The organism is Bradyrhizobium sp. 40, assembly GCF_023100925.1.
Classification (GTDB): domain Bacteria; phylum Pseudomonadota; class Alphaproteobacteria; order Rhizobiales; family Xanthobacteraceae; genus Bradyrhizobium.
The window spans coordinates 6979578-6997125 of record NZ_CP064688.1 but is presented as its reverse complement, the minus strand read 5'-3'; the positions used below and the strand labels follow the sequence as shown (position 1 = coordinate 6997125).

Genomic DNA, 17548 nt, shown 5'->3' with positions numbered 1-17548 from the left:
CTGGCAGCAAGCATTATTTTGCAGGAATGACCCGACACTATGCCCAAGCTGAAGCGAAGCGAGAGCGACGATCGCGCGACGGATTTCGTCGAGAGCCTCGATCGCGGGCTGCGCCTGCTGCAATGCTTCGGCACCACAGCAGGGCCGATGACGCTGAGCGATCTCGGCCGTGCCGCAGAGCTTCCACGCGCCACCGCGCGGCGCATGCTGTTCACGCTCCAGCGCGGCGGCTTCGTCAGCGGCGATGGCAAGCTGTTCTCGCTGACGCCACATGTGCTGACACTGGCCGCGTCCTATCTGCGGTCCAGCCAGCTCGTCACCGTCCTGCAACCGGTGCTCGACCGCGTCGCGACCGCGGCCAACGAAATCGCCTCGCTCGCGGTGCTCGACGGCGATGAGGTCGTATTCATTGCGCGCAGCAGTCCGGCGCGGATGTTTTCAGGTGGGCTGGACATCGGCTACCGCCTGCCGGCTTTCTGCACCTCGGTGGGCCGCGTCATGCTCGGTCAGCTCGACGATGCCGAGCTTGCAGCGCGCCTGACGGCGACGAAGCGCGAATCGCTGACGCCGCAGACGGTAACCGATCCCAAGGTGCTGCTCGCGCGCATCGTTGCCGACCGCGCGCAAGGTTACGCGCTGGTCGATCGCGAGGCCGAGCCGCATTTCCGCTCGATCTCGGTCCCCGTCCGCCGCTACGACGACGTGATCGTCGCTGCGATCAACATGGGCGCCCATGTCGACCGCGTGCCGGCGCAGGAATTGATCGGTCGCTTCCTGCCATTGTTGCGTGAGGGCGCGGAGGCGGTGCGGTCGCAACTGTTGTAGCCTGGCTACCGGTTGCGCATCCAGTCGGCGAGGCCGGACAACGCCTTGTCGAGGTCCTGCCGCGCCGCGGCGTCCACGACGGTCTCCTCGAGCGCGCCGCGCATGCAGAGCATCCACGCGTCGCGCTCGGCATCGCCGATGGCAAAGCCGATGTGGCGCTGGCGCAGCCGTGGATGGCCCTTCTCGACCGAGTAGAGTTTCGGGCCGCCGGTCCACTCAGTGAGATAGCGCTTCAGCACATCCCTGATGAGGCCGAGGTCGTCCGCATGCATTGCGCGGATGATCTTCGCCTCCGGCAGCGTATCCATCCGCTCGTAGAAGCGATCGACCAGTCGATTGATCGTGGCGCTGCCGCCGATACGCTCGAACATGGAGATTGCAACGTCGCCGTCGGTCATGGGAGTTCAGACCTACAGCGCCACGCTGCGCAGCCCAAAGCTGCGCGCCTCGTTTTGCAGCACCGGCCGCACCGCATCGATCAGCCTTGCCGCGGCGGCATCGACGGAGAGTCCCGCCGTGTCCACCACGGCCGTCGCGCGCGCATACAGCGGCTCGCGGCTCAAGAGGATGTTGCGCAGCTCTGCCATAGCTGAGCGGTCGTCGGCCATCGGGCGCAAATCGCCTTGGCGGCGGACGCGGGCCATGTGCTCCTCGGGTTCGGCCTTCAGCCAGATCGTGTAGAACGACGACAGGATCTGGTCGAAGGTCAAGGGCTCCGAGACGATGCCGCCGCCGGTCGCGAGCACCATCAGCTCGTTGCGCGCGAGCAGCTGTTGCAGCGCCGCCTGCTCCATGCGGCGAAAGCCTTCCTGGCCGTAGAGCGCGATGATCTCGGCGACCGAGAGGCCGTTCTGCTGCTCGACCTCCTTGTTGAGCTCGACAAAACTCCAGCCGACCTTCTTCGCCAGCATCCGCCCAAGCGTCGATTTGCCGGCGCCACGCAGGCCGATCAGCGCGATGCCGCAGAACGGCGCGCGCCGCGGCGCGGAGGCGCTGCCGCCCGCGAGCAGATCCTTGGCTTGCGCGATCTGCGCCGGCGTCGCCTTGCGCAAGAGATCGCGAAACATCTGCCAGTCCTGGGTCGGATCGGCCGAGGGAAGCAGGTCTTCGAGATGCGCGCCCATCGCGTCGGAGACGCGGCGGAGCAGCACGATGGACACATTGCCCTTGCCGCTTTCGAGCTGCGCGATGTAGCGCTCCGATATTCCTGATACCTTGGCGAGCACCTTGCGCGACATGCCGCGTAGCGCGCGCATGGTGCGCACGCGCTGGCCGAGCTGTTCGAGAAATCGGGATTCGGCGTCGGGACTGTCGGTCATGGACTGCGGATCATGGGCCTGCTTGAGCGGATGTCTTCTTTTAAAGAGGTCCTGCTTTTAAAGAGGTCCTGCGGCGAGTATTAATGAAACATAGTGCCTGCTGGCATTGACAGCAAGCTGATGCGGTGTCTTTCTATGAATTATAATTCTAAATTCAGGGGAGAAGTCCGTGAGCGAGGGATCCTATAACGCGGTGACCTGGCTGCTCGACCGGAACGTCGAGGAGGGACGCGGCAACAAGCTCGCCTTCGACGACACCGTCTCACGGCTCACCTATGGCGAGCTCCAGCGCGAAACGCGGCGCGCCGCCAACATGCTGCGCCGGCTCGGTGTCCGCCGCGAAGAGCGCGTGGCGATGATCATGCTGGATACGGTCGACTTCCCGATCGTGTTCTTGGGCGCGATCCGCGCCGGCATCGTGCCGGTGCCGCTCAACACGCTGCTGACATCAGATCAATACGCCTACATCCTCGCAGACTGCCGCGCGCGCGTGCTGATCGTCTCGGAAGCGCTCTATCCCGTGATCAAGGACGTCGTCGGCCGCATGCCGGATCTCGAGCATGTCGTGGTCTCCGGCGCCAAGCAGAATGGCCACAAGCAGCTTGCCGAGGAGATTGCGGACGAGAGCGACCGGTTCACCACCGCCGCGACGCATCCGGATGAGCCGGCGTTCTGGCTCTACTCGTCAGGCTCGACCGGCATGCCCAAGGGCGTGCGTCACATCCATTCGAACATGCAGGCGACCGCGGAAACTTATGCGAAGCAGGTGCTCGGCATCCGCGAGAACGACGTTTGTCTTTCCGCGGCAAAGCTGTTCTTCGCCTATGGTCTCGGCAATGCGTTGACCTTTCCGATGTCGGTCGGCGCCACCGTGGTACTCAACGGCGAACGGCCGACGCCGGCGCGCATGTTCGATCTGATGAACCGCTACAATCCCTCGATCTTCTACGGCGTGCCGACCCTGTTCGCGGCGATGCTCAATGACGAGGCGATGAAGAGCGAGCGCGGCGGCGGCGCCTTGCGCATCTGCACCTCTGCCGGCGAGGCGCTGCCGGAATCCGTCGGCAACAACTGGAAATCGCGCTTCGGCGTCGACATTCTCGACGGCGTCGGCTCGACCGAGCTGTTGCACATCTTCCTGTCGAACGCGCCCGGCGACATCAAGTACGGCTCCTCCGGCAAGCCAGTGCCGGGCTACGCGGTGCGGCTCGTCAACGAGGCGGGACAGGATGTCGCCGACGGCGAGGTCGGCGAACTGCTGGTCGATGCGCCTTCCGCCGGCGAGGGCTACTGGAACCAGCGCCACAAGAGCCGCCGCACGTTCGAGGGACCATGGACCCGCACCGGCGACAAATATGTCAGGGATGCCGAGGGCCGCTACACCTTCTGCGGCCGCGCCGACGACATGTTCAAGGTCTCCGGCATCTGGGTCTCGCCGTTCGAGGTCGAGAGCGCGCTGATTACGCATCCAGCCGTGCTGGAAGCCGCGGTCGTGCCCGAAGCCGATCCGGAAGGTCTGCTGAAGCCGAAGGCCTTCGTCGTGCTGCGCCCCGGCGCGACGACGACGGGCCTGCAGGAGATGCTCAAGGACCACGTCAAGCAGAAGATCGGCCCATGGAAATATCCGCGCTGGATCGACGTGGTGGACTCGCTGCCGAAGACGGCGACGGGCAAGATCCAGCGGTTCAAGCTGCGGGACGGGACGAATTGACAACAGGTCGTCATGGCCGGGCAAAAGTGCGAAGCGCGTCTTGAGCAAAGCGTCCCGGCCATCCACGCGCGACCGCGATTGAGGAGCGACGTGGATGCCCGGGTCAAGCCCGGGCATGACGACGGAGAAGGACGGACGAAGAAATGGCTCTCACTCCCACCGGCTTCCTCAGCATCGGCAACGCCAGCCTCGAATACAAATGGCTCGCGCCGAAATCCGCCGATGCACCCACCATCGTCATGCTGCACGAAGGCCTCGGCTCCGTCGGGCTCTGGGGTGACTTCCCGGAAAAGCTGCAGCAGACAACCTCCGCCGGCATCTTTGCCTATTCGCGTGCAGGCTATGGCCAATCGAGCCCGGTCACGTTGCCGCGCCCGCTCGACTACATGCAGCGCGAGGCCTTGGACGTGCTGCCGAAGATCCTCGACGCGATCGGCTTCAGGCGCGGCCTGCTGCTCGGCCATTCCGACGGCGCGTCGATCGCGACGATCTATGCCGGCGCGCATCAGGATCATCGCCTGAACGGCCTCGTGCTGATCGCGCCGCATTTCATCGTCGAGGACATCTCGGTGAAGTCGATTGCGGACATCAAGACCACCTTCGAGACCACCGACCTGAAGGCAAAGCTCGCGCGCTGGCACAAGGACGTCGACAACGCCTTCTACGGCTGGAACGCCGCTTGGCTCGATCCGAAATTCCGCGACTGGGATATCTCGGAACATCTCGCCTATATCCGCGTCCCCGTCATGATCCTGCAGGGCGCGGACGACCAATATGGGACATTGCGTCAGGCCGAGATCGCGCAGCAAGAATGCTATTGCCCGGTCGATTTGAAAGTCATTTCAGGCGCGGCGCATTCTCCCCACCGCGAAGCTCCGGGACAGACGCTTGACGCGATTGAGCAATTTGCAGCAGCGGCCCTGCGCGAAGACATGAAGCAAAATGCATGTTCGGTCGCTTAAAGGGTAGACGCGCACAAAAATGTGCATTATTGTGCATCTAACACGACAACCAAAACGCGTAATCAAGCTCAAGGGTGGCCCATGGCCGGGGAAGATCGGCGCCTCGCAGGCGGCGCGACATTCATCGATTTCCAGACCGAGCCGTCCCGCTACCGGCACTGGAAGCTCGCGATCGACGGTGACGTCGCCACCCTGACCATGGACGTCGATGAGAACGGCGGCCTGTTCGAGGGCTATCTGCTCAAGCTCAATTCCTACGATCTCGGCGTCGACATCGAGCTTGCCGACGCGGTCCAGCGCCTGCGCTTCGAGCACCCCGAGGTGAAGGTCGTGGTGATGCGCTCGGCCAAGAACCGCGTGTTCTGCGCCGGCGCCAACATCCGCATGCTCGCGGGCTCGACGCATGCCCACAAGGTCAATTTCTGCAAGTTCACCAACGAGACCCGCAACGGCATGGAAGACTCGTCGGAGAATTCCGGCCAGCGCTTCATCACCGTCGTGAACGGCTCGGCCGCCGGCGGCGGCTATGAGCTCGCGCTCGCCACCGACTACATCATGCTCGCCGATGACGGCGCGTCCGCCGTCGCCTTGCCCGAAGTGCCGCTGCTCGCCGTGCTGCCGGGCACCGGCGGCCTCACGCGTGTGGTCGACAAGCGCAAGGTGCGCCGCGATCACGCCGATTTCTTCTGCACCATCGAAGAAGGCGTGAAGGGCAAGCGCGCCGTGCAATGGCGCCTGGTCGACGAGATCGCGCCGAACAGCAAGCTCGAAGGCAAGGTTGCCGAGCGCGCGAGGGAATTCGCCGAGGCCTCGAAGCGCAAGGGCAGCGGCAAGGGCATCGCGCTGACGCCGCTCAAGCGCATCATCGATGAGACCAGCATCCGCTATGGCTTTGTCAGCGTCGACATCGACCGCGCGGCACGCATCGCCACGATCTCGATCAAGGCGCCTGAAGCCGCGCCGCCCGCTGACATCGACGGCATGATGGCGCAGGGTGTCGCGTTCTGGCCGCTCCAGGTCGCGCGCGAACTCGATGACGCCATCCTGCATCTGCGCATCAACGAGCTCGAGATCGCCATGCTGGTGTTCAAGAGCCATGGCGACCGCGCCCATGTGCTCGCCTGCGACGCCTTCCTCGAAGCCAACAAGGCGCACTGGCTGGTCAACGAAATCAGGCATTACTGGAAGCGCGTCTTGAAGCGCATCGACGTCACCTCGCGCACGCTGGTGACGCTGGTCGAGCCCGGCTCCTGCTTCGCCGGCACGCTCGCCGAACTCGTCTTCGCCGCCGACCGCTCCTACATGCTGATCGGCACGCGCCAGGGCGACAACCGCCCGCCGCCGTCGATCGAACTGTCAGCGCTGAATTTTGGCCCTTATCCGATGAGCCATGGCCTGACGCGGCTTCAGTCGCGCTTCCAGGCCGATCCAGCCGATGTGGAACGCGCGGAAGCCACGATGGGCACCGCGTTGGACGCCGAGCAGGCCGAAGAGCTCGGTCTCGTCACCTTCGCGCTCGACGACATCGACTGGGACGACGAGGTCCGCGTATTCCTGGAGGAGCGCGCCAGCTTCTCGCCCGACAGCCTCACCGGCATGGAAGCGAACCTGCGCTTCGTCGGCCCCGAGACGATGGAATCGAAAATCTTCTCGCGCCTCACCGCGTGGCAGAACTGGATCTTCCAGCGCCCGAACGCGGTCGGTGAGGAAGGCGCGCTGCGCCGCTACGGCAGCGGCCAGAAGCCGAAATTCGATATGACGCGAGTCTAGCGAGTGGGGAGTGGCGAAGGGCGAATAGGGATTTCCATTCGCTACTCGCCACTCGCCACTCGCCATTCGCACCCTTTAAACGAGTAAGTCCCCCACGGGAGGTCCTCCATGAACATCATGAACGTCGACTACTCGACCAAGATTCCGAACAACGTCAATCTGGCCGAAGACCGCCAGGTGCTCAAGGCGCTGGAAGGCTGGCATCCCGGCTACATGGACTGGTGGAAAGACATGGGGCCGGAAGGCTTCCAGGAATCGCTGGTGTACTTGCGGACCGCCTATTCGGTCGATCCGCGCGGCTGGGCCAAGTTCGACTACGTGCGGATGCCCGAGTATCGCTGGGGCATTCTCCTTGCTCCCCAGGAAGAGAGCCGCGTCGTGCCGTTCGGCGAGCATTTTGGCGAGCCGGCCTGGCAGGAAGTCCCGGGTGAATATCGCGCCATGCTGCGCCGTCTGATCGTGATCCAAGGCGACACCGAGCCTGCCTCCGTGGAGCAGCAGCGCCACCTCGGCAAGACCGCGCCCTCGCTATACGACATGCGCAACCTGTTTCAGGTCAATGTCGAGGAAGGCCGTCACCTCTGGGCGATGGTGTACCTGCTGCAAAAGTACTTTGGCCGCGACGGACGTGAAGAGGCTGACGATTTGTTGCGCCGCCGCTCGGGTGACGCCGACTCGCCACGCATGCTGGGCGCCTTCAACGAGGCGACGCCGGACTGGCTGTCCTTCTTCATGTTCACCTATTTCACCGACCGCGACGGCAAGATGCAGCTGCACTCGCTGGCGCAGTCCGGCTTCGATCCGTTGTCGCGCACCTGCCGCTTCATGCTGACGGAAGAAGCGCACCACATGTTCGTCGGCGAGACCGGCATCACGCGTGTCGTGCAGCGCACCTGCGATGCGATGCGGGAAGCCGGCATCACCGATCCCACCGATATCGCGAAAGTCCGCGCGCTCGGCGTGATCGATCTGCCGACCATCCAGAAGAAGCTGAATCTGCACTATACGCTGTCGCTCGATCTGTTTGGCTCGGAAGTCTCGACAAATGCGGCGAACGCCTTCAACACCGGTATCAAGGGCCGCTATCACGAGACCCAGATCGACGACGATCATCAGCTCAAGAACGCGACCTATCCGGTGCTGAAGTTCATCGATGGCGAGATCAAGCTGGTGGACGAGCCGGCGCTGACCGCGCTCAACATGCGCCTGCGCGACGATTACAGCCAGGATTGCGTCAAGGGCATGCTGCGCTGGAACAAGGTGATCTCGACCGCGGGCTACCAATTCCAGCTCAAGCTGCCCAACGTCGCCTTCCATCGCCATATCGGCGAGTTCAAGAGCATCCACGCGACGCCTGACGGCATTTTGATCGACGATGCCACCTGGGCGAAGCGCAAGGACGAATGGCTGCCATCGACCGCCGACGGCGACTTCATCACCTCGCTGATGCAGCCCGTCACTGAGACCGGCCAGTTCGCCTCCTGGATCTCGCCGCCGAAAGTCGGCATCGACAACAAGCCCGGCGATTTCGAGTATGTGAGGATCGAGTCGTAGGCAGGGACGACCCCTGGAGCGTGAGGTGAGGGCGTCGTGCTGACGCGCCCCCGCCTACCCCGCGATCTCCAGCCCCGCGTTCGCGTACACCACTCCGCCATCCACCGCGATGGTGTTGCCGACCACGTAGTCACCCGCGCGCGAGGCGAGATAGATCGCCACGCCGGCCATGTCCTCGTCGGTTCCGATCCGCCGCGCCGGAATGCGCTTGGCGACCTCGTCCGAATGGTCGCGCGCAGCCCGGTTCATGTCGGACTTGAACGCGCCGGGCGCGATCGCGGTGACGTTGATGTTGTCCTTGATCAGTTTCGTCGCCATGCGCCGCGTCAAATGGATCACCGCGGCCTTGCTCGCGGCATAGGAGTAGGTCTCGCCGGGATTGACGAAGATGCCGTCGACCGAGGCGATGTTGATGACCTTGGCGGGCCGCTCATGCGAAGCCGCCGCGCGCAGCGGCTTGGCCAGCGCCTTGGTCAGGAAGAACAGCGACTTGACGTTGAGGTCCATTACCTTGTCCCAGCCGCTTTCGGGGAATTCGTCGAACTCCGCGCCCCAGGCAGCCCCGGCATTGTTGACGAGGACGTCGAGCTTCGGCTCCAGCTTGATGATTTCGCCAGCGAGCCTGTCGCAGCCGTCGACGGTCGAGATGTCGATCGGCAGTGCGATGCATTCTCCGTCATACTGTGCGGAGAGTTCGTTCGCGGTCGCCTCGCAAGGCCCGGCTTTGCGCGCGGTGATGTAGACCTTCGCGGCCCCTGCGCTGAGAAATCCCGCCGCGATCATCTTGCCGATGCCGCGCGAACCGCCGGTCACCAGCGCGACGCGGCCTTTGAGCGAGAACAGATCGTTGAACATGGTGCCTCCCTTGGTTTGCGCCGGTTGTGAGCGGGGTGGGGAGGGGAGTCAAGGAAGGCGCCGCATCATCGTCCTGGCTTTCGCCAGGACCACGTCTGAGTTCGGGCAGCGAAGACGGAGAGATTTAAGCCGCCGCGATCCTGCGGAAGCCGTTCCACATCGCGGTCGCGGCGCCCGAGGTCAGCACCGGCAGAATCCGCGTGTCCTGGTAATTGCCGTTGAGCGAGACCCGTGGCAGCGCGGTCATGTGGCCGGCGTTTTCGGCGAACAGCATGCCGGGTCGCGTCGTCACCGCGGTCTTGAAACCGGCGGATGCAGCGAGCACGAATTCACGCTCGCCCGCCGCCTCGCGATCGCCATAGGGATAGGCAAGATGCTGGACATTGCGGCCGAGCGCCTGCTCGATCCGGGCGCGGCTCACGGCCATCTCCTGCGTGGCGATCGCTTCGCTTTGCTTGGCGAGATTGCAATGGCTGATGGAATGCGCGCCGATCGTGACCAGGGGATCGGCGGCAAATGTCTTCACCTCGTCCCAGGACAGGCAGAGGCTGCGGCACAGCGCGGCCATGTCGACGCCGTACTTCGTGCAGAGCGCCTCGATCTCGCGCTTGAGATCGTGCTCGCCGGGCAATGCGCGCAACCAGTCGTGCAGACGGTCGAACGCCGCCTGCTTGGCGGCTGGCGTCGTCGCATCGAGCCGCAGCGCGGCATTGCCGATCGTCACCTCGATCTGCTCGGCCTTGGCGATCACGGCCTCCAGCGCCTCCCACCACAGCCGACCCGTGCCCTCCGCGAAGTCGCTGGCGACATAGACCGCCAGAGGCGCGTCAAATTCGCGCAGAACCGGCAGCGCAAAATCGAGATTGTCGCGATAGCCATCGTCGAGCGTGAAGGCGGCGAAGCGGCGGTCGAACCGGCGCTGCACCAACCGCTCATGCAGCTCGTCCATGCTGACGATGTCGATCTCACGCGAGCGCAGATGGCACAGGGTCGCGCGCAGGAATTCGGGGGTGACTTCGAGATGCCGGTTCGGCTGAAACGCCGCGGCGCGGGCCGGCCGCACGTGATGCAGCATGAAAATGGCGCCGACGCCCGACAAAAGCGGGCGCAACAGGTGGTGGGCGCCGCTGAAATAGAGTGCTTCCAGCCCGGCGCGGATGACGTTGTTACGAAGTTGTTTCATGACCCGCTGGCGGACTTTGGCATTCCGCCTTCAACTTACGGAAGAACCCTTGAAGAAAAAGTTATTCCAATTGTCCACGCCCGGCCTTCGGAAGGGCGTCATTTCCGGTTTGACAGCCCGCCAAGGGTTTGTTTTGTCTCCGGTTCCAGAGTTCGGGTCGTCGAATGCAGAAGCTTTTCAGGTGGGCCAGCAAATGGTGGCCGGGGCTCATCCCCCTGGCCGTCATGTGGGGATTTGCGGCCTGGAATAACACTTTGCCGGTCGAGGCGGACCTTTCCGCCCGCGGCTCGGCGGCGCTAAAGGATACCGTTCTGGACAAGACCCGGATCGCGGTGGACGGCCGCGACGTCAGCCTGGCTGCGGAGGCCTTTTCCGAGGAGGGGCGCCGCGACGCTGTTGTGGCGGTCGAGACCGTGCCCGGCGTGCGCCTGGTCGACGACCGGACCCGCCTCGTTCCCGAGGCAAAGCCCTTCGTCTGGAACGCCGAACGCGACGTGGTGCGGGTGACGCTGTCAGGCTCCGCGCCCCTGCCGTCGATGAAGGGCCGCCTGACCGAGGCGGCCCGCAAGGAGGTCGCCGGTACCGAGGTGGCCGATCAGATGGGTTTGGCCCGCGGCGCGCCGCCGCGGTTCGAGGCGGCTGCGATGCTGCTGCTCGACCAGATCGGCAAGCTCAAGGACGGCAAGATCACGATCACAGACACCAAAGTCACGCTGTCGGGGATGGCGCGCGATCTCGGCGGCCGCGAAGCGGTTGCAGCGGCGCTCAAAAACCTGCCCGAGGGCTTTTCGATCGCCGCCAACGACGTCAAGGCGCCGCCTTACGTCTTCCAGGCCTACAAGGATCCGGTGGCTGCGACCGTGACGCTGACCGGCTATGTCCCCGACAACAATGTCCACGCCGCCATCGCCACCAGCGCGTCGCGGAAATTCTTCAACGAAAAGGTCGTCGACAATCTCAAGGCCAGCGTCGGCGCGCCCGGTGCCTTCAGCCCCGCCGTGGTCGCAGCGCTCGGCGCGCTGTCGCGACTGTCGACCGGCACGCTCGTCGTGTCCGACCGCGAGGTGAAGCTGTCGGGCGATGCGCTATATGAAGGTGCCGCCAACGACATCCGCGCAGGCCTCGGCAAGGATTTTCCGAAAAACTGGCAGTACAAGCCGGAAATCACCGTGAAACCCGCAGCCGGGCCGGTCGACGGCACCGTGTGCCAGCAATTGTTCTCGGAGCTCTTGGCCAAGGCCAAGATTCGCTTCGGGGCGAAGCGCGCCGACATCGATCCGGATTCCGCCGGCATTCTCGATCATCTGATCGAGACGGCATTGCGATGTCCCACCACCAATATCGAGGTCGCCGGGCATACCGATGCCGACGGCGAGGATTCCTTCAACCAGGCACTCTCGGAGAAGCGCGCGCAGGCGGTGATCGACTATCTGGTCAAGGCCGGCCTGCCTGCCAGCCGCTTCACCGCGGTCGGCTACGGCAGCACGCAGCCGGTCGCCGGCAATGACAGCGAAGACGCCAAGGCGCAGAACCGCCGCATCGAATTTCTGGTGAGGTGACGATGCCCTATCTCGTCTCGTTCCATCTGGGCTGGCTGATCGGCTCGCTGCTGCTCGGCTTCTGCATGGGCTGGATCTCGGTGGTCCAACGCGGCAACGGCACCTCGAAGGTGACCGCGCGCTGGCTCGCCGTGCTTGTTGCCGGCCTGGTCGCGGCCTCGCTCGCGCATGTGGTCCCCGGCCGCTTCGGCTACTGGCTCGACCTCGGCCTGATCATGTTCGCCTGCTACCTCGTCGGCGCCGCCATCGGCGCCTGGCTGCGCGACCGGGTGGTCGCGCGCAGCATGCCGCCGGCCTGAGTTCGAATCCGCTGGGCCTCAAACTCCGATAACTCATCGCTCGGCAGGTGAAACGCGAAGAGGCGTCGTGGGCGCTTGACATGCCGATCGCAGGCGAGCCCGCTGACGTTTATCAGGTGCTCCAGTCCGCGCATGCAGTGCTGGCCTCGTCGTCCTATCCAAAGCTCCTGTTCACCGGTGAGCCCGGAGCTCTGGTCGCACCGGAATTTGCCGAACGGTTTGCAGCCTCCCTGAAGCACTGCGCGCTGGTTCGTCTCGGCGCCGGCCTGCATTTCCTCCAGGAGGATCACCCCGAGGCGATCGGGCGCTCCGTCGCCGGCTGGATCGCGGGCATCGAGGCGGTGCGCCCGCAGCTTGCGGCCTGAGCAGAACGCTACCTCCGAACGACGTGCTCATCGCGGCCGCTGGCGGGCGGCCGCAATGACGTCTGTGATGTCGCAGTGCAACCGGATGATCGAGTGCGAGCCGTCGGCCACGTAATCGTGCGCGCCGCGGCGGCCGCGCGCGGCGCGACCCTCTTTCAACAGCGGAATCCCGCCCATAGATTGATTTCGACTTAAGCCGTGACGGAACATTGTACGGCCGAAATCATCAAAACTTCATGGCGTCTGCGCAGGATTGCCATGGAGATTCGCGTCAGGCTTGCCGCCGAAAGCGCCAAACCGTGCATCAGGAGCCCGCAACCTGCCTAAAACCTTGAAGCCACGACTTTTTGTTCGAATTGTCGAATTCCACTCCGCCCCAAAACGCGCTAGTGGAGGGGCAGGGGGCATGCGCGATGCCGGAGCCGCCGGCGAGGATTCGTCGGGTGCCTGCGTGTCGTCCGCCTGTTCGCCGGCCACCCTGGCCGCTGAAGCGTTGTTCGAGGTTTAGATGCTGGAAGCCATACGCAGGGCGATGTCGTTTCTGCGCCAGAAGCAAATCCTGCATAAGCTTGGAGTTGTGATCAGCGTCGCGGTCATCGGCATCGCTTGCTATGTGCTCTACCACATGCTGCGCGGCATCGATGTCAACGAAGTCCTCGAAGCGATCAAGAGCACCGAGCCGAGCCAGATTGCGATGGCGGCGCTGTTCGTCGCCGCGGGCTATTTCACGCTGACCTTCTACGACCTGTTCGCCGTGCGCGCGATCGGCCACCCCCACGTGCCCTATCGGATCAACGCGCTCGCCGCCTTCACCAGCTATTCGATCGGCCACAATGTCGGCGCCAGCGTCTTCACCGGCGGCGCGGTGCGCTACCGTATCTATTCCGCCTACGGCCTGAACGCGATCGACGTCGCAAAAATCTGTTTCCTCGCCGGCCTGACCTTCTGGCTCGGTAATGCCGCGGTGCTGGGCCTCGGCATCTCCTATCATCCGGAGGCCGCGGCCTCGATCGACATGCTTCCGCCCTGGCTCAACCGGATGCTGGCGATGATGATCATCGTCGGACTGGTGGCTTACGTGGTCTGGGTCTGGACCCAGCCGCGGATGGTCGGCCGCGGGCCCTGGACCGTGATGCTGCCGGGCGGCCCGCTGACCCTGCTCCAGATCGCGATCGGCATCATCGATCTCGGCTTCTGCGCGCTCGCGATGTACGTGCTGGTCCCGGACGAGCCCAATCTCGGCTTCGTGGTGGTCGCGGTGATCTTCGTCTCGGCCACGCTGCTCGGCTTTGCCAGCCATTCGCCCGGAGGCCTTGGTGTGTTCGACGCGGCGATGCTGGTCGGGCTCTGGCAGATGGACCGGGAGGAACTGCTGGGTGGGATGCTGCTGTTCCGCGTCCTCTATTATCTGTCCCCTTTCGTCATTTCTGTAATCTTGCTGACGTTTCGCGAAGTTATCATCGGCGCACGATCGAAACGCCTGCAGCAGGCGGCGCTCAAGCTCGACCCCGGCCCCGCACCTGAAGCCGCTTACGTGAGAAAGCGCAGCGACAGCGGCGCCTGACCGGCGCAAAGTCCTTTGGAGAAGCCCGCCCCGATGGCGATCGACGCCCCATCTTCTCCCTCCTCCCAGCCCTGGTCCGACCGGCTGCGGCACTCGACCGTCATCCTGATCGCCGCGGCGCTGGCACTGTCGGTGGTGGTCTCGCTGGGCGAATTGTCGGCACTGCATGCGATTGCGGTGTTCGTCTGCATCGCGGCCGCAGCGCTGATCCCGTGGCGCCTGCACGATACCGCCGCCTCGCGCGAAGAGACCCGCCGCGTCAACCCGGTCGAGAGCGCGGCAGTCGCCGCGGTGGTCGCCGGCATGCCAGATCCCGCGGTGCTGCTCGATCGCGCCGGCCGCGTCATCCATCTCAACGCTGCGGCCGCCCAGCTCGCGCCGGCGCTGCGCCGGAATGAGCTCGCCCAGTTCGCGCTGCGCTCGCCCGAGATCATCACGGCCCTGCGCGAGTCGATCGCGACCACCGAGCCGCGGCGCGCGACCTATCTCGACCATGTCCCGGTCGATCGCTGGATGGAGCTGACCATCACGCCGGTGCCGGTGCCGACCACCTTCGGCGGCGCCGACAAATGCATGCTGATGACCTTCCACGACCAGACGCCGCTGCGCCGGGTCGAGGAGATGCGGGCCGATTTCGTCGCCAATGCCAGTCACGAGCTGCGCACCCCGCTGGCCGCGCTGTCCGGCTTCATCGACACGCTCCAGGGCCAAGCCAAGGACGATCCCAAGGCGCGCGAGCGCTTCCTCGGCATCATGCACAACCAGGCCACCCGGATGGCGCGTCTGATCGACGATCTGCTGTCGCTGTCGCGGGTGGAGCTGTCGGCCCATGTGCGGCCCGACACCCTGGTCGACCTGCTGCCGATCATCTTGCAGGTCGCCGACGGGCTCGAGCCGCTGGCCCGGGAACGCCAGGTCGAGGTCGAGACCCAGCTGCCTGAGACCCCGGTGCTGATCGCGGGCGACCGTGAGGAGCTGCTCCGCCTGTTCGAGAATTTGATCGAGAACGCGCTCAAATACGGCGCCTCGGGCGGTCGTGTCATCGTGTCGCTGACGTCCAGTTCCGCCCCTGATGGAACTCAGGAAATCCGGGTCTTGGTCCGGGATTTCGGCCCCGGCATCGCGCCAGAACATTTGCCGCGGCTGACGGAGCGGTTCTACCGGGTCGATGTCGGCGACAGCCGCTCGCAGGGCGGCACCGGCCTCGGATTATCGCTGGTGAAACATATTCTTAACCGCCATCGCGGCCGGCTTTTGATCGAAAGCGTGCCCAAGCAGGGCGCCACTTTCGCTGCCTGTTTCCCCCAGGGCAAGCCTGCGGCTCTGAGCTAAATTCCGGCGATTTCAGTTGCTTAACACTGTCATCCGACTGTCACCAAACCTTCGTAAAAGCTCAGCTGTCCGCTCCTAAAGGGGCGGCACGGGGAGCGCGATCGGGCGCGGATGGCGCTTCGCTCCCCTGTATGGAGACCAGCATGAATTTCCTCAAAACACTCGTCGCTGCTGGCATGGTCGCCGCATCGACGACGGCGGCCTTTGCTGCCGACATCACCGGCGCCGGTGCGACGTTCCCGTTCCCGATCTATTCCAAATGGGCCGATGCCTACAAGAAGGAGACCGGCAACGGTCTGAACTACCAGTCGATCGGCTCCGGCGGCGGCATCAAGCAGATCCAGGCCAAGACCGTTACCTTCGGTGCCAGCGACGCGCCGCTCAAGGCCGAGCAGCTCGAGAAGGACGGCCTCGTCCAGTGGCCGATGGTGATGGGTGCCATCGTTCCCGTGGTCAACATCGAGGGCGTGAAGCCCGGTGAGATGGTGTTCGACGGCGAGACGCTGGCCAGCATCTATCTCGGCAAGATCACCAAATGGGACGACGCCGCGATCAAGAAGCTGAACCCGAACGTGAAGCTGCCCTCGGAGGCCATCACCGTGGTCCGCCGTTCGGACGGTTCGGGCACCACCTTCAACTTCACCAACTACCTCGCCAAGGCCAGCGCGGACTGGAAGAGCAAGGTCGGTGAGGGTACCGCCGTCGAGTGGCCGGTTGGCGTCGGCGCCAAGGGCAACGAAGGCGTGTCCGGCAACATCAGCCAGACCAAGAACTCGATCGGCTATGTCGAGTACGCCTATGCCAAGCAGAACAAGCTGACCTACACCGGTCTCGTCAACAAGGCCGGCAAGCCGGTGCAGCCGACCGTCGAAGCGTTCCAGGCGGCCGCCGCCAACGCCGACTGGGCCAAGGCTCCCGGCTACTACGTCATCCTGACCGACCAGCCCGGCGAGAAGTCCTGGCCGATCACGGCGGCGACCTTCATCCTCATGCACAAGGACGCCACCGACAAGGCGGCCTCGCAGGAAGCCATCAAGTTCTTCCGCTGGGCCTTCAAGAGCGGCGGCAAGGCGGCTGAAGAGCTCGACTACATCCCGATGCCGGACCCGATCGTTCAGCTGATCGAGAAGACCTGGGCTGCCGACATCAAGAGCTAGGCTCGCGACGCTCGTGCCCCGGATGCGCTGCGCCGCATCCGGGGCGCGGACCAACAAAAAAAACGTATACTATTTGGTACAGGGGATCGGCGTGGCAGAGATGGCCGTTCAGAGCGATGTAATCGACGATGCCGGACCGTATGATCGCGCCAAGGCCTTGAGCGCGTTCAAGCTCGGCGACGTCACCTTCTACTGGATCACGCGGCTCTCCGCGATCTCGGTGCTTCTGATCCTCGGCGGCATCATCATTTCGCTGATCGTCGGCGCCTTCCCGGCGATGAAGGAATTCGGGGTCTCGTTCCTGTGGACGCAGCGCTGGGCGCCGTCCGCCGATCCGCCGGTGCTCGGCGCGCTCGGGCCGATGTACGGCACGCTCGTGACCTCCTTCATCGCGATGCTGATCGCCATTCCCGTGGGTCTCGGCATTGCGATCTTCCTCACCGAGCTCTGCCCTGAATGGCTGCGCCGCCCGATCGGCATGGCGATCGAGCTGCTCGCCGGCATCCCCTCGATCATCTACGGCATGTGGGGCTTCTTCGTGCTCGGCCCGTTCCTCGCCAACACGTTCCAGCCCTTCATGATCAAGATCTTCGATGGCGTGCCCGTGCTGGGCGCGATCTTCGCAGGTCCCCCGTCCTATCTCAGCCTGTTCAATGCCGCGCTGATCCTCGCCATCATGGTGCTGCCCTTCATCACCTCGATTTCGGTCGACGTGTTCAAGACGGTGCCGCCGGTCCTGAAGGAAGCCGCCTACGGCGTCGGCTGCACCACCTGGGAAGTCGTCCGCAGCGTGGTGATCCCCTACACCCGCGTCGGCGTCATCGGCGGCGTCATGCTGGCGCTGGGCCGCGCGCTCGGCGAGACCATGGCGGTAACCTTCATTATCGGCAACTCGTTCAGGATCTCGTCGTCGATCTTCGCGCCGGGCACCACGATCTCGGCGGCGATCGCATCCGAGTTCGCCGAAAGCGACGGCCTGCACCAGTCCGGCCTGATCCTGCTCGGCCTCCTGCTGTTCGTGCTGACCTTCTTCGTGCTCGCGGCGGCGCGGCTGATGCTGATGCGGCTGGAAAAGAAGGCGGGGAACTGACGC

The 17548-nt window shown here is 64.4% G+C and carries 15 protein-coding genes and 2 pseudogenes; 12 read left to right on the top strand and 5 right to left on the bottom strand.

Features of this window, described 5'->3' with window-relative positions:
* The first annotated feature begins 39 nt into the window (after window positions 1-39).
* Window positions 40-825 (top strand): IclR family transcriptional regulator C-terminal domain-containing protein, encoded by a 786-nt coding sequence (locus IVB40_RS33555; RefSeq protein ID WP_027565911.1) that lies wholly within the window; start codon window positions 40-42, stop codon window positions 823-825.
* Window positions 826-830: 5 nt separating this feature from the next.
* Here IVB40_RS33555 and IVB40_RS33550 read toward each other — a convergent pair whose 3' ends face one another.
* Together IVB40_RS33550 and IVB40_RS33545 are read right to left on the bottom strand one after the other, a co-directional pair.
* On the bottom strand, window positions 831-1223 hold the full coding sequence (locus IVB40_RS33550) for a group II truncated hemoglobin (RefSeq protein ID WP_247817568.1): 393 nt from the start codon (window positions 1221-1223) through the stop codon (window positions 831-833).
* Between the two features lie 12 nt (window positions 1224-1235).
* Window positions 1236-2156, bottom strand: a pseudogene (locus IVB40_RS33545) (helix-turn-helix transcriptional regulator); the annotation flags it as partial.
* Between the two features lie 157 nt (window positions 2157-2313).
* On the opposite strand from IVB40_RS33545, the gene IVB40_RS33540 reads away from it, so the two are divergent.
* The 4 genes from IVB40_RS33540 to boxB all read left to right on the top strand — a co-directional run bounded on the left by IVB40_RS33540 (window position 2314) and on the right by boxB (window position 8141).
* Complete coding sequence (locus tag IVB40_RS33540; RefSeq protein ID WP_247817566.1) at window positions 2314-3855, top strand: benzoate-CoA ligase family protein; 1542 nt, start codon at window positions 2314-2316, stop codon at window positions 3853-3855.
* 143 nt (window positions 3856-3998) lie between these two features.
* Window positions 3999-4817 (top strand): alpha/beta hydrolase, encoded by an 819-nt coding sequence (locus IVB40_RS33535; RefSeq protein ID WP_247817565.1) that lies wholly within the window; start codon window positions 3999-4001, stop codon window positions 4815-4817.
* A gap of 81 nt (window positions 4818-4898) precedes the next feature.
* Window positions 4899-6587, top strand: a complete 1689-nt coding sequence (gene boxC, locus IVB40_RS33530; protein WP_247404469.1) for a 2,3-epoxybenzoyl-CoA dihydrolase — start codon at window positions 4899-4901, stop codon at window positions 6585-6587.
* A 117-nt stretch (window positions 6588-6704) separates the two neighbouring features.
* Window positions 6705-8141 carry a benzoyl-CoA 2,3-epoxidase subunit BoxB gene (gene boxB, locus IVB40_RS33525; protein ID WP_247819629.1) on the top strand — a complete coding sequence of 479 codons (1437 nt, stop codon included), beginning with the start codon at window positions 6705-6707 and terminating at the stop codon, window positions 8139-8141.
* A 54-nt stretch (window positions 8142-8195) separates the two neighbouring features.
* Here the strand turns inward: boxB and IVB40_RS33520 are convergent, their stop codons facing one another.
* Together IVB40_RS33520 and IVB40_RS33515 are read right to left on the bottom strand one after the other, a co-directional pair.
* Window positions 8196-8996 (bottom strand): SDR family oxidoreductase, encoded by an 801-nt coding sequence (locus IVB40_RS33520; protein WP_247817564.1) that lies wholly within the window; start codon window positions 8994-8996, stop codon window positions 8196-8198.
* A gap of 124 nt (window positions 8997-9120) precedes the next feature.
* The gene (locus IVB40_RS33515) at window positions 9121-10179 is read right to left on the bottom strand and encodes a polysaccharide deacetylase family protein (RefSeq protein ID WP_247817563.1); all 1059 of its coding nucleotides are present in this window, start codon (window positions 10177-10179) and stop codon (window positions 9121-9123) included.
* Between the two features lie 164 nt (window positions 10180-10343).
* On the opposite strand from IVB40_RS33515, the gene IVB40_RS33510 reads away from it, so the two are divergent.
* The 3 genes and pseudogenes from IVB40_RS33510 to IVB40_RS33500 form a co-directional block, all read left to right on the top strand.
* Window positions 10344-11738 (top strand): OmpA family protein, encoded by a 1395-nt coding sequence (locus IVB40_RS33510; RefSeq protein WP_247463671.1) that lies wholly within the window; start codon window positions 10344-10346, stop codon window positions 11736-11738.
* A 2-nt stretch (window positions 11739-11740) separates the two neighbouring features.
* Window positions 11741-12037 (top strand): hypothetical protein, encoded by a 297-nt coding sequence (locus IVB40_RS33505; RefSeq protein ID WP_247285315.1) that lies wholly within the window; start codon window positions 11741-11743, stop codon window positions 12035-12037.
* A 77-nt stretch (window positions 12038-12114) separates the two neighbouring features.
* A pseudogene (locus IVB40_RS33500) lies at window positions 12115-12402 on the top strand (haloalkane dehalogenase); the annotation flags it as partial.
* Between the two features lie 27 nt (window positions 12403-12429).
* Here the strand turns inward: IVB40_RS33500 and IVB40_RS35830 are convergent.
* Window positions 12430-12561, bottom strand: coding sequence for a hypothetical protein (locus IVB40_RS35830; protein ID WP_256465125.1), 132 nt, complete (start codon window positions 12559-12561; stop codon window positions 12430-12432).
* Window positions 12562-12910: 349 nt separating this feature from the next.
* Between IVB40_RS35830 and IVB40_RS33495 the strand changes: the two genes are divergently transcribed.
* The 4 genes from IVB40_RS33495 (at window position 12911) to pstC (ending at window position 17545) form a co-directional block, all read left to right on the top strand.
* A complete protein-coding gene (locus tag IVB40_RS33495) occupies window positions 12911-13966 on the top strand; it encodes a lysylphosphatidylglycerol synthase domain-containing protein (RefSeq protein WP_018456061.1) in 1056 nt (351 codons plus the stop codon).
* 33 nt (window positions 13967-13999) lie between these two features.
* Window positions 14000-15298 (top strand): ATP-binding protein, encoded by a 1299-nt coding sequence (locus IVB40_RS33490; RefSeq protein ID WP_247357609.1) that lies wholly within the window; start codon window positions 14000-14002, stop codon window positions 15296-15298.
* 143 nt (window positions 15299-15441) lie between these two features.
* Window positions 15442-16455 carry a phosphate ABC transporter substrate-binding protein PstS gene (gene pstS, locus IVB40_RS33485; RefSeq protein ID WP_247817560.1) on the top strand — a complete coding sequence of 338 codons (1014 nt, stop codon included), beginning with the start codon at window positions 15442-15444 and terminating at the stop codon, window positions 16453-16455.
* 100 nt (window positions 16456-16555) lie between these two features.
* Window positions 16556-17545: a phosphate ABC transporter permease subunit PstC gene (gene pstC / locus IVB40_RS33480; RefSeq protein ID WP_247819628.1), complete on the top strand. Its 990-nt coding sequence runs from the start codon at window positions 16556-16558 to the stop codon at window positions 17543-17545.
* Window positions 17546-17548 lie beyond the last annotated feature (3 nt).

What these genes read in the sequence shown, in the direction of transcription:
- IVB40_RS33510 (WP_247463671.1), top strand. Translation starts at nt 10,344, where the DNA reads ATGCAGAAGCTTTTCAGGTGGGCCAGCAAATGGTGGCCGGGGCTCATC.
- IVB40_RS33520 (WP_247817564.1), bottom strand. Translation starts at nt 8,996, where the DNA reads ATGTTCAACGATCTGTTCTCGCTCAAAGGCCGCGTCGCGCTGGTGACC.
- IVB40_RS33495 (WP_018456061.1), top strand. Translation starts at nt 12,911, where the DNA reads ATGCTGGAAGCCATACGCAGGGCGATGTCGTTTCTGCGCCAGAAGCAA.
- IVB40_RS33515 (WP_247817563.1), bottom strand. Translation starts at nt 10,179, where the DNA reads ATGAAACAACTTCGTAACAACGTCATCCGCGCCGGGCTGGAAGCACTC.
- boxB (WP_247819629.1), top strand. Translation starts at nt 6,705, where the DNA reads ATGAACGTCGACTACTCGACCAAGATTCCGAACAACGTCAATCTGGCC.
- IVB40_RS33550 (WP_247817568.1), bottom strand. Translation starts at nt 1,223, where the DNA reads ATGACCGACGGCGACGTTGCAATCTCCATGTTCGAGCGTATCGGCGGC.
- IVB40_RS33555 (WP_027565911.1), top strand. Translation starts at nt 40, where the DNA reads ATGCCCAAGCTGAAGCGAAGCGAGAGCGACGATCGCGCGACGGATTTC.
- pstC (WP_247819628.1), top strand. Translation starts at nt 16,556, where the DNA reads ATGGCCGTTCAGAGCGATGTAATCGACGATGCCGGACCGTATGATCGC.
- IVB40_RS33505 (WP_247285315.1), top strand. Translation starts at nt 11,741, where the DNA reads ATGCCCTATCTCGTCTCGTTCCATCTGGGCTGGCTGATCGGCTCGCTG.
- pstS (WP_247817560.1), top strand. Translation starts at nt 15,442, where the DNA reads ATGAATTTCCTCAAAACACTCGTCGCTGCTGGCATGGTCGCCGCATCG.
- boxC (WP_247404469.1), top strand. Translation starts at nt 4,899, where the DNA reads ATGGCCGGGGAAGATCGGCGCCTCGCAGGCGGCGCGACATTCATCGAT.
- IVB40_RS33535 (WP_247817565.1), top strand. Translation starts at nt 3,999, where the DNA reads ATGGCTCTCACTCCCACCGGCTTCCTCAGCATCGGCAACGCCAGCCTC.
- IVB40_RS33490 (WP_247357609.1), top strand. Translation starts at nt 14,000, where the DNA reads ATGGCGATCGACGCCCCATCTTCTCCCTCCTCCCAGCCCTGGTCCGAC.